General features: G+C 51.3%; 13 protein-coding genes. 2 read left to right on the top strand and 11 right to left on the bottom strand.

The features are described from left to right. Positions 1-38: 38 nt before the first annotated feature. The 5 genes from B1H56_RS11985 to B1H56_RS11965 all read right to left on the bottom strand — a co-directional run bounded on the left by B1H56_RS11985 (position 39) and on the right by B1H56_RS11965 (position 5,366). Positions 39-959 (bottom strand): AraC family transcriptional regulator, encoded by a 921-nt coding sequence (locus B1H56_RS11985; RefSeq protein WP_162939005.1) that lies wholly within the window; start codon positions 957-959, stop codon positions 39-41. 239 nt (positions 960-1,198) lie between these two features. After that, the gene (locus B1H56_RS11980) at positions 1,199-1,672 is read right to left on the bottom strand and encodes a VOC family protein (protein WP_066520823.1); all 474 of its coding nucleotides are present in this window, start codon (positions 1,670-1,672) and stop codon (positions 1,199-1,201) included. A 73-nt stretch (positions 1,673-1,745) separates the two neighbouring features. Then, on the bottom strand, positions 1,746-2,753 hold the full coding sequence (locus B1H56_RS11975; RefSeq protein ID WP_066739827.1) for an ABC transporter permease: 1,008 nt from the start codon (positions 2,751-2,753) through the stop codon (positions 1,746-1,748). 3 nt (positions 2,754-2,756) lie between these two features. Next, positions 2,757-4,247, bottom strand: coding sequence for a sugar ABC transporter ATP-binding protein (locus tag B1H56_RS11970; RefSeq protein WP_066521213.1), 1,491 nt, complete (start codon positions 4,245-4,247; stop codon positions 2,757-2,759). An 81-nt stretch (positions 4,248-4,328) separates the two neighbouring features. After that, positions 4,329-5,366, bottom strand: coding sequence for a substrate-binding domain-containing protein (locus B1H56_RS11965; protein WP_066520817.1), 1,038 nt, complete (start codon positions 5,364-5,366; stop codon positions 4,329-4,331). A gap of 403 nt (positions 5,367-5,769) precedes the next feature. Here B1H56_RS11965 and B1H56_RS11960 point away from each other — a divergent pair, with 403 nt between their 5' ends. Together B1H56_RS11960 and B1H56_RS11955 are read left to right on the top strand one after the other, a co-directional pair. Then, complete coding sequence (locus B1H56_RS11960; protein ID WP_066520815.1) at positions 5,770-6,537, top strand: DeoR/GlpR family DNA-binding transcription regulator; 768 nt, start codon at positions 5,770-5,772, stop codon at positions 6,535-6,537. A 20-nt stretch (positions 6,538-6,557) separates the two neighbouring features. Continuing rightward, positions 6,558-8,051, top strand: a complete 1,494-nt coding sequence (locus B1H56_RS11955) for a sugar ABC transporter ATP-binding protein (protein ID WP_066520814.1) — start codon at positions 6,558-6,560, stop codon at positions 8,049-8,051. A gap of 136 nt (positions 8,052-8,187) precedes the next feature. On the opposite strand, the gene B1H56_RS11950 is transcribed toward B1H56_RS11955, so the two are convergent. The 6 genes from B1H56_RS11950 to B1H56_RS11920 all read right to left on the bottom strand — a co-directional run bounded on the left by B1H56_RS11950 (position 8,188) and on the right by B1H56_RS11920 (position 15,915). Next, on the bottom strand, positions 8,188-9,639 hold the full coding sequence (locus B1H56_RS11950; RefSeq protein ID WP_082771091.1) for a flotillin family protein: 1,452 nt from the start codon (positions 9,637-9,639) through the stop codon (positions 8,188-8,190). Positions 9,640-9,743: 104 nt separating this feature from the next. Then, positions 9,744-10,535: an NfeD family protein gene (locus B1H56_RS11945; protein ID WP_147554697.1), complete on the bottom strand. Its 792-nt coding sequence runs from the start codon at positions 10,533-10,535 to the stop codon at positions 9,744-9,746. Positions 10,536-10,851: 316 nt separating this feature from the next. Beyond that, positions 10,852-11,388: a DUF1836 domain-containing protein gene (locus tag B1H56_RS11935; protein ID WP_066520795.1), complete on the bottom strand. Its 537-nt coding sequence runs from the start codon at positions 11,386-11,388 to the stop codon at positions 10,852-10,854. 326 nt (positions 11,389-11,714) lie between these two features. Beyond that, positions 11,715-13,868 (bottom strand): PTS sugar transporter subunit IIC/EAL domain-containing protein, encoded by a 2,154-nt coding sequence (locus B1H56_RS11930; RefSeq protein WP_066739829.1) that lies wholly within the window; start codon positions 13,866-13,868, stop codon positions 11,715-11,717. A 137-nt stretch (positions 13,869-14,005) separates the two neighbouring features. Then, positions 14,006-14,950 (bottom strand): NAD(P)-dependent oxidoreductase, encoded by a 945-nt coding sequence (locus B1H56_RS11925; protein WP_066520791.1) that lies wholly within the window; start codon positions 14,948-14,950, stop codon positions 14,006-14,008. 125 nt (positions 14,951-15,075) lie between these two features. Beyond that, positions 15,076-15,915, bottom strand: coding sequence for an aldo/keto reductase (locus tag B1H56_RS11920; protein WP_197502983.1), 840 nt, complete (start codon positions 15,913-15,915; stop codon positions 15,076-15,078). Between the last annotated feature and the right edge of the window lie 70 nt (positions 15,916-15,985).

The following is a 15,985-nucleotide window of genomic DNA, read 5'->3' as shown; positions in this document are numbered from 1 at the left end:
TTATTCGCCTTTGTGGGCCGCCCTTTCCCTGTTTAAATTCAAAGCGCGGCCTGCCCAAAAGGGGCCGTACGGAATTTTGAGGGCATAACTTTATATTTTTCTTTGAATATCCTATAGAAATGACTGATATTGGAATAGCCGACGAGCGATGCGACTTCGCTGACCGGAAGGTCGGAGTGGTTGAGTAAAAGGCAGGCTTTTTCCAGCCTGTAGCCGCGAACCAGCTCGGTAAAATTCTTTCCGGTTTCTTTGCGCAGGAGTGCGCAAAGATAGTTCGGATGGTAATTGAATTTTTCCGCGGTCTCCTTCAGCGTTGCGCCGGCATAATTGCAGCGAAGGAAATTAAGGATCGGCGAGATCACGTTATTTCTCTGCATATGTACGCTGCATATCGTGCAATTCCTTGCGAGCAGCGAAATCAGCGTCACAAACAATCCGTCGAGAACACGCGTATAAAAACGATCCATCCGTGTATATTCAAGCAGGATGTTTTCTATGATCCGGCGTATATCAACGTTCTTCTTCCCCTTTACCACCATATATTGACCAATATTACCGCTGCCCAGGGGATTGATAAAAAAGTGCAGCATATCCGTATCCTCGGGTATATAGGATAAATAGGACTGCAGGCACAGCTCCTTTTTGATCGCAAAATAAACGACGCAGGTATCTCCTGCAACAGGGGACAGCTTTTGCCTGGATACGCAATGCCTGACATTCGGCTGCGCGAGAAAGGTGTCTCCCTCCTGAAGCAGCAATAGCCTTCCGTTTATGTTCTCATAAACATATCCTTTATAGATATACTGGAATACAAAGAAATCACGCTCGCGCGGAATCCCTGAAATATTGTCGCCGTCATAGGCCCAAATCACAACGTCATCCTTCTGATGCGGCGGAACAGGCGGCGGCATCTTCCGCGTGACTCCATATTCGTTTTTCACAAGGCCTTCTTTTGACACTTGCTGTAGAAAAACGGCATCTCTCTTCAATTGCGTCAAGGCATCGGCCAAGGCCTGCGTCATGGATGCTCCTCCTTTTCTTTTCTAGCCGCCCAAGCCCTCCGGCCCGGCTTTCAGCGCTCATACAAAAGGACGCCAAAGCCTGATTGAAATTGATTTTCCCCCGGCCCGGCGCCATATTTGTATGCGTCCCGCAGCAAGCAACCCGCTCGCTTTTTCCCGGGCCGGCCTTTTTTGCTTCAGTCTCCGGCTTCCGTCTTGATTTCGAGAAGGAAGCCGTCCGGGTCCTTAAAATAGAAGGCGCATACTCCTTCATGCGTCCCGCCTTCGATGCGAACCGCTTTGCCCGCGCAAAGCTCTACGCCCTTCCTGCTCAGTTCTTCGTAGGCTTTTTGTGCATCTTTCGCATGGAAACAAAGATGGGCCGTTCCGCGTATATATGGTTTCGTATCGATCACGATCTCTTCCGGATAAACATATTCCAGAAATTCCAGGGTAATTCCATAGCCCTTCATGAACATAATCTTAAATTTAACGCCCGGAACTCCCGTCAGGTCTTCATAGGAGGGATACGCCAGAACATCGTTTCCATCCTCTGTTAGTAATTGGCCTGCAAACTCGAACCCTAATATGCTTTCATAAAATTCCCGGGTCTTTTTCAAGTCGCGCACCGTAATCGCATAGTGGTCGATCTCAAAAATATTATCTTTCATCCTGTTTTTTCTCCTTTGTTTATATTTTCCGTATTATCCGTTTTGGGGATCATCCGGCACGTCCCTTTTCGGCTCAGCTTTCCGCACTTTTGGCCCTCTTCACCGGCTTGCGTATTGTATTGATATATACCGAGAAGATAATGATAAGTCCTTTTACGATCAGCTGCACAAAGGCATTGACTCCCACTAGGTTCAGGATATTGCTGATAACGCCCATCAATACTGCGCCGATCAACGTTCCGGTCAGTGTGCCCGAGCCGCCTGAAAGGCTTGTCCCGCCCACAATGCAGGCGGCGATCGCATCCAGTTCGGCGCCTTCGCCTATTGTCGGCTGGCCCGAATTCAGGCGCGATACCAATATGATTCCGCCGAAGGCGGAAAAAACACCCGTCAGCACATAAGCGAGAAAAATCGTTTTATCCGTGTTGATTCCCGAATATTTAGCGGCTGTAAGATTGCCGCCCACCGCATAGATATGGCGGCCGAATCTCGTCCTGTTCAGAAGCATCCACAGAAATACAAATGCAATAACGACATAGATAACGGCAATCGGCACTTGCCCAAGGAATCCCGCGCCTATATTTTCAAACAGGCTGTCCGCCGTTACGGAAACAGGTTTGCCGCCAGTGATCGTATACGAGATCCCGCGCATAATATTCATCGTTGCCAGAGTTGCAATAAACGGCGGCATATTCATCTTTGTTATAATCAGGCCGTTTGCCGCGCCAAATGCCAGGCCTACCCCGATCGAAACCAATATAGCCAGGAACGAGGGAACCGCATACCATGAAATCAATATGGTCGTCAGGCACCCCGCAAGGGACATAAACGATCCCACCGAAAGGTCGATTCCGCTTGTAAGCACGACAAAGGTCATGGCAAAGGCACACAGCGCCGTTGTGGAGATCGTCCTCAGGATTATCATCTGGTTATTGAATGTCAAAAACTTTGACGAGACAATCGAGGCGATAACAAATACGATAATAAACGCAAGAATTACGCCTCCGTTTGTTTTCAGCGCCCCCATGAAGCGCACTTTGAAATTATTGAATTCGCTTTTTCCCGTTGTAATCTGATTCATTCTTCATACCCCCAAAGCATATTTCAGTATGGTATTTTGTTCCAGTTCATCTTTATCAAGGCACGCTTTTATTTCTCCATTGCACATCACATAAATGCGGTCGCTCATATTGATGAGCTCGGGCATTTCGGATGAAACCATGATGATGCTGACTCCGCTTTGCACCAACTGATCGATCAGCGCATAAATTTCCGCCTTTGCCCCTACGTCCACGCCGCGCGTCGGCTCGTCGAGGATCAGGATATCGGGCGAGATCGCAAGCCATTTTGACAATACGACTTTCTGCTGGTTTCCCCCTGACAGGTTCAGCGTCTTTTGCTGTATAGAGGATGCCTTTATAGAAAGCATATCGACATATTTCCCGGCTATTTCGTCTTCCTTTTGCCGGTTCAGATTGAAGGCCGATAAGAATTTATCCAAAACGCCGATTGTGATATTGAACTCGACGTCCCGCTCGAGGAAGAGCCCTTCCAGCTTTCGGTCTTCGGAAACAAAGCCAATCCCCAGCTTCATCGCATCCCGGACATGTTTTATCCTGACGTCCCGATGATTGATTTTGATTTGGCCTGCGGCCGCTTTGTCTATCCCAAAAATGACCTTCATAAGCTCGGTCCGGCCCGAGCCGACGAGTCCGGCAAAGCCAATGATTTCTCCTTTGCGCAGTTCAAAGCTTGCGTTTCTAACCTTTTCGTCCAACCGTGTTATATTGCACACTTCCATCAGGGTGCCGCCGATCTCGTGTTCGGTGCGCGTATAGTATTCTTCCAGCTTTCTGCCGACCATCATGTTGATAAGCTGTTCGTTGGTCGTTTTCTTCGCCTCCAGGGTGTCTATCTTCGCCCCGTCGCGCAGCACTGTGATCCTGTCGCAAATACGGAAAATTTCCTCCATCCGGTGCGATATATATACGATTGAAATTCCTTCGGCCTTCAGCGTCCCTATCAGATGGAACAGCGCATCCACCTCCCGGTTGGAAAGCACCGCCGTCGGTTCGTCCATGATAATAATCTTCACATTCATGCTGAGCGCTTTTGCAATTTCCACCATTTGCTTCTGCGCCGTGGAGATCATGCCGACCAGGGAATAGGCGCTGATGTTGCCGCCTACTTTATCAATCAATTCCTGGGCCTTCGTATAGAGCGCCTTGCGGTCGGTGAGGCCAAATTTGCCAACCGGTTCCCTGCCCATAAAGATGTTGTCTGCCACGGAGAGCTGTTCGCTTAGGGCAAATTCCTGGTGAATCATACTGATTCCATGATCCATAGCGTCGTTTACTGTGTTGATTGCGATTTTTTCTCCAAACAGAGTGATCTTTCCGCTGTCTGCCGGGTACACTCCGCTCAGGCATTTCATCAGCGTGGACTTTCCGGCCCCGTTTTCGCCCAGCAATGCGTGCACCTCGCCTGCCCGCAATTCAAAATCTACATCTTGCAGCGCTTTTACACCGGGAAAGCTTTTTACGATGGATTCCATCCGCAAAATCGTTTCATTCATATTAGCCACCTTTTTCCGGCCGGAGGCCTGAACAGCCTCCGGCCGGGACAATTTTCCCGTCTCTTCTAAAGTTTTAGATTTTTACAGATACTCGTCCACATTGGAAGCGTCCACAAAGATCGTAGGAATATATACTTCCCACTCATGATCGATGGTCCCGCCGTTCAGCACGGTATACACATCTTCCGCCGAGGAAATTGCCATTTGATCCGGCTGCTGTTTGCTTGTTCCAGTCATTTCCCCATTTTTGATCGACGTCATTGCGTCCGGCGATCCATCCACGCCGTAGACCAGAACCCCATCCAGCATATTTGCCGCTTTCAGAGCCTGTACGGCTGCAAGGGCAGCAACGTCATGGTACGCGAATATCGCGTCGATATTATCGTATTTTTGCACCCAAATTTCTGCCAGTTCCAGTTTTGCTTCCACGGAATCCTCGCTGGGCTGAGACTGTTCCAGGATTTTAATATTGTCATGTCCTGCGATGGTATCGACAAAACCGTCTATACGCATCATTCCGCTGCTGTTCTGCTTCATTTCCATGATGCACACGTTCATTTCCTCGCCGCCCGCTCGTTCAATCAGGTCCTCCGCCACGGCGACGCCGGCCTCATAATTCTGCGAGATGGTCTGCGAGAGAACCAGTCCTTCATCTTCCGTTGTCTGCAGATACATATCGGCTGCCGCTACCGGAATCCCCATTGCCTTGACTTCCTTCAGAATGGCGATCGGCGCTTCATCGTCGCACGCCTCCAATACAATACCGTCTACCTGCTGTGACATCAGGTCCGAAATGCAGTTGATTAGCGTTTCCGGATCTCCTACCGCATCCAATACGATTGCTTCGTCGCCATATTTGTCTTCCACAATGCTCCTGAATCCTTCTTCAAACAATGTGCAGTGCGGATTGGTTCCATCCAAAACGACCGTGCCGATCGTTCTTTTTTCTCCCGTTTCCGCTGCTGCGGAGCTTTCCGCTTCCTTTTCCGCCGCCGTCTCTTCTGCCGACGCCGAAGGCCCTTCAGATTCCGCTGAAGGCTGCGCCGTCCCTGAGCACCCTGTTAAAAGCGTTGCAAAAACAATCAGCAGCGCGAGCGACAATACTACTAGCTTTTTCATTTTTTTCCTCCTCATATTTTTTTATTCCGCTTTATGGGCGGAGAATAGAGACCGATTTAATTTAATTTTGATTTATTGGTTTTTAATTTTGATTTGTTATTTATTCTTTGATTTTTTATAATAATAGCATAATAATTTCTATATTGCAACATAAAAATTATATTATTTTATTTTTTCTTTCATTAACTTTTGAAACGGCTTATTTTATTTTAATTATACATATATGTTTTACACTTCCAAGAGGATTCCTATGCTGGGATATCTTCCTTCCCTGTTTTTATTTTGTTTTTATTTGATTTTTTTAAATTTTTTTTTATAACTTGGCGAAATGCTTATTCTATTGTATAATTTATTACAAAGGACAGTGGAAATTTTGAATGCAATTTGGTGGTGATGGTAGTAAATGTTTGCAGGGCAACGCATTAATATTATAAAAAAGATATTACTGGAGCAAAAGCAAGTAGATATCAATACGTTGACCTCCCTTCTGAACGTCAGCGACGTAACCGTCCGCAAGGATCTGGACAGCTTGGAGACCGATGGATTTTTACGCAAGGTCCATGGCGGAGCAATCCTGCTGGAAGACGATCCCCTGGATATGCCTAAAAACGATATCCCGGAGCTTCAAGAAAAGGAAATGATCGCCGACCTTGCAATTACCCTGATTGACGATGGGGATAACTTTTATTTGGGGCCCGGCTCTACCTGTTTGATGCTGGCGAAAAAGCTGAACCAGAAAAAAAACCTTACCGTTATTACAAACAATGCTTCCGCCCTGCCCTATATCGACTGCTCCTCTGTGAATCTGCTCTTTATTGGCGGCGACGTTGTGAATTATAACAATATGATGTTCACCCATGGAGAGAAAGCATTGGCTTATCTGGAAGATATTTTTGTAAATAAAGCCTTTATCGGCACTGATTGTGTGGATCTCGAGGCGGGCCTTACGATCAATCATTCCTATTCTCTGGATGTTTACAAAAAGATTCTCGATAAATCCAGGCAGACGATCCTGCTGGCGTCAAAAAGCAAATTTGATAGGATTGCCCTTCAGCTTCTCTGTCCTATCAATGCAATCTCAGCCCTTGTTACGGAGGGAGATCTTCCGGAAAAATATAAGCGTTATTTATACCAAAATGACATTAAGCTGTTAACATCTTTTGATTTGTAAACATTTTTAGGAGAAAAAAAATGTCTTCCGCAAATTCAGAACTATATGAGCCGGTTTTCAAATTGTCCGGCATATCAAAATCATTTGACGGCAGGCCATTGCTCAAAAACATCAATTTGGATTTTTATCCGGGCCAGATTTGCAGTATCCTCGGAGAAAACGGCGCAGGGAAGTCGACATTAATCAAAATTATGGCTGGAATTCTCCAGCCGGACGAGGGCGATATTTTTATACAGGGCAATCGGGTCCGGCTAAAAAGTCCTCATCTTGCCAAGAGGACGGGAGTCCATTTCGTGCTTCAGGAGCCTCATCTCGTTCCTTTTCTCAATGTAGAGCAGAACGTTTTTCTGGGCAATGAGATGAACCGCGGTTTGCTGATCGATCAAAAAAGGCACCTTGACGCCTACCGTCAGGTGATGCAATTCATGGAATGGGACATTGATCCCGCCACCCCCGTTTCCGAACTTAGTCTTTCCCAAAAAATGAATGTTGAACTGGCAAAAGCCATTATTATGGGCGCAAAGGTCCTCTTGCTCGATGAGATTACCGCGCCCTTCAATGAACAGCAGACTGAAAAGATGTTCCGAATTATCAAGAAGCTGGCACAGCAGGGTGTTTGCGTTATCTTTGTTTCTCATAAGATGGATGAGATACGCAATATTTCTAGGCGTCTCGTTATTATACGCGACGGGAATATTACAGCCGATATTGAAAACACCGAGGAAGTCGTTTCCGATAAAATCGTGCAGCTTATGACTGGCGACAGTTTTCGTAACCGTTACCCCAAAACCCGCGCGCGCAAGGGCCGTGTTTTACTTCAGGTCAATCACGTCTCCAATGCCGCCGGCACAGTAAAGAATGTGGATTTGAAGCTTCATGAAGGGGAAATCGTGGGGCTTACAGGACTGCGCGAATCCGGCAAGGGAACACTTGCGCAGATGCTCGTAGGTATGGAAAAGATTTCATCCGGCACCCTTAAAATCAATAACAAAGCTGTCAAATTAAAGAATCCGCATGAGGCTATGAAAAACGGTATCGTTTTTTTCAGCGGCAATGATACGAATAATTTGTTTCTGCAAAAAGATTCTTATTTCAATGTTACGATATCCAACCTGTTCCGTTTGACCCATGCCGGCTATCTCTCCCCCCGCGAGGTACAAGAAGCTTCCGAATCCTATTTGCATAAATTGAAGGCCGAGGTAGATCCAAGTCAGAAGGTTCGTGTTCTAAGCACAGGCAATAAACAAAAGGTTGCTTTTTCCAAAATCCTTTTCACCAACCGTAAAATATTGATCTTGGAAAATCCGTCCGCCAACCTGGATATTCCTTCAAAAGTGGAATTATATAATATCATGAATACCCTTGCCCACAGGAAATGCGGTATCCTTTTGATTTCTTCCGATATCCATGAATTAATCGGTATGTGCGACCGTATTTACATCATGAATAAAGGACAGGTCAAAAATGAATTGGAATACGACGAAGCCGATATCCATAAAATTTTTTACTATTAGTATTTCTCTTCCTATATCCTTCGCCCGCATAAAAATATCTGCCTGGCTATAGGCGGCCTGCGCAAGCATCGCTGTGTATCCAAGGTGAAATAAAAACGGCGCGGCAAATGCCGCGCCGTTTTTCTGTTTCTTTTTGTTATGCTTTATCCTGCAGCTTTTCCCCGGGTTTTGCATCCGGTCCGGGAGCCGCTTCCGCCTCCGGCCCTTCCAGCTTCGGCGGTTCCTTTGGGCCTATTTTCTTGCCGAGGAACTCGGGCAGCTCCATCCCGGCCATCTCAAAAATCTCATTCATGGGCGGGATGCTCTTTAAGAGGCCGGACAAAAAATTTGCCGTGGACGATTTCCCGTCCTTGCCTTCGCCGCTGTCCCACACGGTGACCTTGTCTATCTTGAGGTCGCGGATCGCTTCCACCTGTACCTTCATCAGGTCTTCCATCTTGTCTGCGAGCATCAGCATCAGCGCATCCTTTGCGCTTCCGCCCGCCGCGTCCACGATGTCGGCAAAACCGGCCGCCTGCTTCTTGAGAATCTCCTGCATGCCGCGCGCTTCCGCCTCCATCTTCGCATAGATGGCGTCCGCTTCACCGGCGGCCTGCCTGCGCAGGCGCTCTGCCTCCGCCTCTGCCGCCAGCTCGATCTGACGTTTCTGAATTTCCGCCTTGACGATAACATCCGCTTCGAGCGTCGCTTTCTCACGCGCCGACCTTGCAAGTTCGGCTTCCTTTTCCGCCGCGTACGCTTCTTCGAGCGCCTTTGCGGACTGTACCTTTTCCGCCGCCGTCGCAAGGCGCATTGCCTCGGCTTCCTTTTCCCTTCTTGCCGCGTCCGACTGGGCGATCTCGATCTTCGCCGTATTTTCACCCGTGATCGCCTTGGAATTCGCTGTCGCGACTTCCACACGCTGGTCGCGCTGTGCGTTTGCCTCGCCGATGGAGCCGTCGCGCACCTTTTCGGCAACCGACTTTTTCGCGTCGTTGATAGCCTTCGCCGCCGCTTCCTTACCAAGCGCCGTGATATAGCCCGATTCGTCGCTGATATCCGTCACATTTACGTTGATGAGCCGCAGGCCGATTTTTTTCAGCTCGGATTCCACGTTGCGGGAAACCGCCTCGAGGAATTTATCCCGGTCTGTATTGATCTCTTCGATGTCCATCGTCGCGATCACAAGACGCAGCTGGCCGAAGATGATATCCTTGGCAAGCTCCTGTACCTCGTTCATCGCGAGACCCAGCAGGCGTTCCGCCGCGTTTTGCATCACGCCCTGCTCCGTCGAGATCCCCACCGTAAAGATCGAAGGCACGTCGATTCGGATATTCTGGCGCGAGAGCGCGTTTTTCAGGTCTACCTGAATGGAAAGCGGCGTCAGGTCCAGATACTGGTATGCCTGGATTACGGGCCATACGAACGCCGCGCCGCCATGGATACATTTTGACGTACGGTTCGTCCCATCCGTATTCTGCCCCACCTTACCATAGATGACCATGATCCTGTCTGACGGGCACTTTTTATACCTCGTCAGGAAGATCAGCAGGCACATGAACACCAATACAACAATTACTACGATCAGGATCAGTGATTCAATACTCATTTTGTCTATCCCTTCTTCCGCACCTGCGGAAAACTCAGAACCTATTTAATAACAGCTGCAGCGCCCCTCAGCAGGAACCGCATTCCCGCTCCGGCGGCGTTTTCCTACTTTTTTACCACAATCAGCGTATTGCCGTTGGAAATGCCCACGACCGTCACTTCCGCGCCGGTCGGGATGGTCTCGTCCCCGTCCGTGACCGCGTCCATTTCCACGAGCCTGCTTTGTACCATGAGGGACACCTTCCCCGCCGCGCTCCGCTTTTCGTGGATGGGCAGATACACCGTGCCCGATTTTCCAAGCGCGTTGCGGATGTCGAGCGTGCCGTCGGACTGAAGCTTCATCATTGCGCGCATCGCCGCCGCAATGAGCACCATGGCGATGATACCGAACACAATCGCGAGGATCACGCTTGCCACGGGCAGCATACCGGATTTGAGCATCAGCAGTCCCGACCAGCCGAACACCGCAAAGAACGCCACCAGCCCCTGCAGCGTGAACAGATGCAGCCCGCTTGCGCCAAAATGTGTGTGCGTATCGTGCGTCCCCGCCGGGCCGCCCATATCGGCCATGCCGCCGTGCGCGTCCGTTCCGGCGGAAATATCTACATCGGATATGCCGTCCGCCGTGACGCCGCCAATGTGAATATCCAGATCCTGCGGCATATCCATATGCCCGGATACGTCAAAATCCGCACCGCCCGGGACACCGGGATGAATCTCCCCCGCCGGATCAAAATGCACGTCGCCCGGGGCATCCGCACCTACGTCTGCGTCGCCGCCGTGCCCTGCGCCGATGAGGAGCAGGATGACTTCGATCACAAGGAGCACCGTAGATGCAATGCCAACCACGGCAAAGATTTGCTCGACCAGGGTCATGGCCTCCCACCAAGCCAACATATACTATACCTCCTTCCTGTGCGCAACCCGCGCCTCTTTCCTCGTTGTGTTCCCTGGGCGCAGCTTCGTGCGGCTGCTCCTTCTTCCCGCAGAACCCACTGCGTTTGAGTCCTGCGGGGGCCAGCCTTAGAAGCGCCCGCAGAAACCCGCTTCCAGAAGAAACGCATATTCCTCTTATTCCGCGCAAGAGCGCCTTTCCTATTTATTCCCGTCACAGCACGGCTTTCGCCGTCTTTTGCGGTTAACCGTGGGAATAGGAAAAACGCAGCTTCCGCCTTTCCTACTCCCGCGCAATCCGGCCCGCAAAGCCCGGTTCTCATTCCAGCGCGCCCAGAAGCTGGTTTGCTTCCGCCTTGATCTGTGCGGACAGATGCGTGAGCAGCATGACCTTCAGCACCTTCTTCAGCCTCTCGCCCGCCTCGAGCCCGTCCGGCACCTTTCCGCCGACCACCTCCGCTATGATGTCGTCGATGCCCGTCGCTTCACGGATCGCATCTCCCGGCACCCGGCGCAGGAGGTCGATAAAGCAGGTGTAGATCAGGGCAGGGGCGCCCTTTCCGCATATGGTTTCAACATATCGGATCATCCGCGTCACCTGGTCGATCTGGAAAATATCATTCATCATATTAATCATCACGATCGTACAAAACTGGCCGCAGTCGTATTTCTTGTTCACGGGCGGGGATACAAATTTCCGTTTGACCCAGTTTTGGACCGTGTGCGCCGAAAGCCCCGTCAGCTGCAGCACCTGTGAAAGCACCAGGCCGTTTGCCGCAAACAGGGAGCTCAGGAAATCCTGTATACCGTGATCTATATTCATCTCGACTGTTGTGCCCGGTAAAAACCGTACCATTGGCGATCAGCCCTCCCCTGCCGGAACCCGCGCTTCCCGCAGCCCGGTGCAGCTTTCGGCGGGCGCGTACCGTCCGGCCCACCGTTTCCATCATGTTGATACCCGGGGCCCGCTTGCCGTTTTGGGCAGGCCGCGCAGATGTCTTTTATCCTTTTATATCCACATTATATCACGCAGTCATATGACTGTCAAACGTTTTCGCGTGACTTACCATAAATAATTCCATACTCCACAAACACGCCGTGCCCGCGCGCATACGGTTTCATGGGCCGCAAAAAAGCCCTGGAGCGCCGCCTGCCGCAGCGCTCCAGGGCATCTTCCCTTTCTTAATCCGCTTTATGGTTCCCCTGCAGCCGTTCCCGCCATTTCAGGACCAGCCCTGCCAGCTCATCCTGCGGAAGCGGCCTGCTGAACAGGTATCCCTGGAATTCATTGCAACCCAGTTCAAGCAGCTTTTCACGCTGCTCAGGTACCTCCACATATTCCGCCAGCACTGAGAAATGAAGCGACTTCCCCAGATAGACGATAGACGAAATGATATCGCAGGAGCGCTTGTTTTGCAGCATATCCCGTACAATCGAACCATCGAGCTTTACTTGATCGAACTGGTTGTTTTGCAAATAAAGCAGCGACGTATGTCCCATTCCGAAATCATCGAGGGAGAGCCTATAGCCGGCCCGGCGCAACCGGTCCATCGTTTGCGCAAGCTCCGGCGTATCCGAAAGGACCGCCTGCTCGGTCACCTCGATCCACAAATTATGCGGATCGGCTGCGTTCCTCCGCGCGATCTCCTGCAGCTGTCCAAAAAAGTCCTTGTCCTTCAGCGTATCGGGCGTGATGTTAAAGGAAAGGCCGAAATCCCTGCCCAGCCTCTCGCAAAAGCCACGGAGTCCGGCGCAGGCCATATCCAGTATTTCCCATTCCAGCTCGCCCAGGAATCCCGCTTCCCGTGCCAGCTCTATCATCAGCGGCGGTGAAATAAATCCTCCAATCTCATGCCTCCAGCGCAGCAGCGCCTCCGCCCCGAAGCACTCTCCCGTACTTTTGACCTGCGGCTGATAGTAAAGCGTCAATTGATGCGTTTTGATCGCATGCCGAAGGTCTGTCACCAGCATTTTCGCAACCGAGCCAAGATGGCCGCTGCGGTTTAGAAACCACGGCGGCTTGTTCCCTTTTTCCGTTTCGCAAAGGAGTTCCGTCAATTCCAGAATATCCTTTTTCATATTGACGACCTGCTTTTTCTCGTACAGCCTGATAAACGGACGGTAAATCAGCACCCCTACCGCAATATTGACGATTTGCAGAAGGCTTCCCGCAACGGAGCCGGTCGCCACATAGCCGCTCAGGATTGCCGGCGTCGTCCACTCCACCGTTTGCGTTACGTAGGGCACGATTCCGAGGGAAACGGCCAGGTAAGAGATCACTGTAATTGCGATCGGCGTGACGACAAACGGGATAAAAAACACAGGATTGAGCACCACCGGAAGACCGAAGATTACAAATTCGTTGATGTTGAATATCGTCGGGGCAACGCCCATCTTGGCGATATCCCTGACGCTCCTTCTGCGTGAAAACAGGATGATTGCGATTACGAGGCACAAAATCGCCCCGCAGCCTCCCATAAATACAAATACGTCAAAAAAGGTTTTGCTCAAAATTTCCGTAGGCGGAAGGCCGGCGGCGATATTTGCGGTATTAATATCCACGTTTCCCGCAAAATACTGCTGCGAAACATTGTCCATGACATTGCCGCCGTGAATCCCGAAAAACCAGAATGTCCCGAGGAAAAACACGAACAGTATCCCGGAGAGCAGTCCCTTTCCAAGACCCATGAAGAGACGGATCATTGCGTCAGCAAGCAAATCGGGTAAATTCCCCGCCCCTAAGATATCTGTCAGTACATAATTTACGGACGCAAATATGAGCAACACAAGCGCGCCGGGCAATATCATGGAAAACGCCGTCCTGAAATCGTGATTCGTTCCGTCCGCATAAACCTGCGTGGCCAACCCGGGTACGGATGAAAGCTTTATAAAAAGCACACTGGAAAAAACAGCCGTCAAAATCGCGATAAAAAGGCCGTTGACCCCAAAATTCGACAGGGAAAAGCTTTCCGTGCCCGCGCCCGACATAATCATAAAGCAACACAGCGCCACTACAGGAACGCCGATCCGCATCGACATTTTATTGCTGCAAAGCTGCGCGTAGCTGTAGCTGATCGTAATCAGAAAGACGATTGCCAAAAAATCAAACGCAGCGCTGTGCACGAGGCTCAGTACCCGCCCCAGGACTCCTCCGCCAAAGGCAGCGAGAAACGCCTGGTAGGTATCGACCGGCAGGCTCAGCAAAATAAGCGCGATAGAGCCGATCATCAGAACCGGTATTGCAGTAATAAGCCCTTTGCGGATCGCGCGGGATACTTTGCTGTTTTCGATCGTATCCAGGAACCTTTGGAAAAGTTTTGCAGCTGCGTGAAACACCCCGTATACCAACCTATACTTGTATTGTATTGTTTCAGTATACCACAGAACCCGGCTTTCCGCGCCGCATTTCTCTTTTTTGGCGTCAATTTAACAAAAAAACCGCCCTGTCCATTTCCAAGGCGGCTTCCCGCTTTTTATATGATCCTGTTCTGAGGCGTTCCCGCCAGCCATTTTGCCACATTTTCCATCGCGATCACCGCGCGTTTCAGCAGCGCCTCCTGGGTTGCGAATCCCACATGCGGTGCAAGCAGCGTATGCGGCGCGTGCAAAAGAGGTTCGTCCTCCGCGAGCGGCGGCTCCGAATCGAAGACGTCGACTGCCGCCCCGCCGAGCTTTCCCCCGCGCAGGGCCCGCGCAAGCGCCGCCCCGTCCACAATCGGCCCGCGCGCCGTATTCACCAGCACCGCGCCGCGTTTCATCATTCCAAGCTCTTTTTCCCCGATCATGCCCCGCGTTCCGTCCGTAAGCGGCACATGCAGGGATATAATATCGCAGGCGGCGAGCAGCTCCGGAAGCTCCGTATAACGGACTTCCGGGAGTTCCTTTTTCGTGCGGCTGTATGCGAGCACCTCGCAGCCAAACGCCGCGGCGATCCGCGCCACCCGCCGGCCGATGGCCCCCGTGCCGACCACGCCGAAGGTTTTCCCTTCAAGTTCGTTTCCCACAAGCCCATTCCCTGCTTTGCCTGTACGCGCGGCTTTATCACAGTCGACGAGCTTCCGTTCCAACGCGATCAGCATGCCGAATACAAGGTCGGCGACCGCGGCGGTCGAATATCCCGCGCTGTTGCACACCATAACGCCGTTTCTGCGGCACGCATCGAGCGCAATGTGGTCGACGCCCGTAAACGCCACGCTGAGCAGCTTCAGTTTTTCACACCCGTCTATCACCTCCGCCGAAAGCGGCAGGTTCGCGGCCGCGATCACGTCCGCATCCTTGCCCCGCCGGATCAGTTCCCCCGCATCCGTCGTGCGCGTATCATAAAGCACGATTTCAGCTCCGTCCGGAAGCGCCCGTTCCGCCATTTTCCGCAGCGTTTCTTCCTCCACGCCCAGCGGCTCGACCGCAACAAATTTCATACCTGTTTCCTCCGCACTAAATCCTCTGCATCCATTCATACCATATTACCTCCGCTTCCCGTGTATGCGAAAAAGGAGCGGGCTAACCAACGCCGCTCCTCCCGTTTCCGGATAGAAAGCTTCATTTACAGCGGGAAATTATCCGGGTCGTTGGTGGGGCCGTCCGGATCGACCATCGCATCGATCACCGCCATATCGTCCGCCGCGATCTCAAAATCGAACACCCTGGCATTGTCTGCGATCCTCGATGGGGTCACCGACTTCGGAAGCGGCAGTACGCCGTTCTGGAGCACCCAGCGGATGCAGACCTGCGCTACGGACTTCCCGTATTTGTCCGCGATGCCTTTCAGCGTTTCATTGCCGAGCATTTTGCCCGTGCCAAGCGGACTGTAGGCCTCGATCAGCATTCCTTCCTTCTGCGAATACTCCACGAGTTCCTTTTGCATCAGCCCCGGATGATATTCGATCTGGTTTACCATAGGCATAATCTCCGCTGTCTTTTTCAGCTCTTCCACATGGTGCGGAAGAAAATTGCTTACGCCAACTGCGCGGACGCGCCCTTCCTTATAAAGCTCTTCAAAGGCCTGCCATGTCTCGGCGTTCTTTTTCTGCCAATTGTTTTTGAATTTCGCCGGGACCGGCCAGTGGATCAGGTACAGGTCGAGATACTCGAGCCCAAGGTCCTTCAGAGTCTTGTCGAACGCGCGCAGCGTCGTTTCGTATCCATGCTCGTCATTCCACAGTTTGCTGGTCACAAACAGCTCGCCGCGCGGAACGCCTGATTCCGCAATTGCCCTGCCGACGCTTTCTTCGTTCCCATAAATCGCCGCCGCGTCGATATGGCGGTATCCATCTTCCAGCGCGGCCTTGACCGCCTGCACCGCCGTCTCGCCGTCGGGCGTCTGCCATGTGCCGAAGCCTACGCATGGAATCTCCACGCCATTTGTCAATGTAAACGTCTCCATTAAACCTTTCACTTGAACCCCTCCTTTTGTGTGCCCGATACGGTCGCACGGGTCATTCATACCCTGCCTG

Source organism: Christensenella minuta (genome assembly GCF_003628755.1).
Taxonomy (GTDB): domain Bacteria; phylum Bacillota; class Clostridia; order Christensenellales; family Christensenellaceae; genus Christensenella; species Christensenella minuta.
The sequence above is the reverse complement of the archived record's forward strand: the minus strand, read 5'-3'. Positions and strand labels throughout refer to the sequence as shown.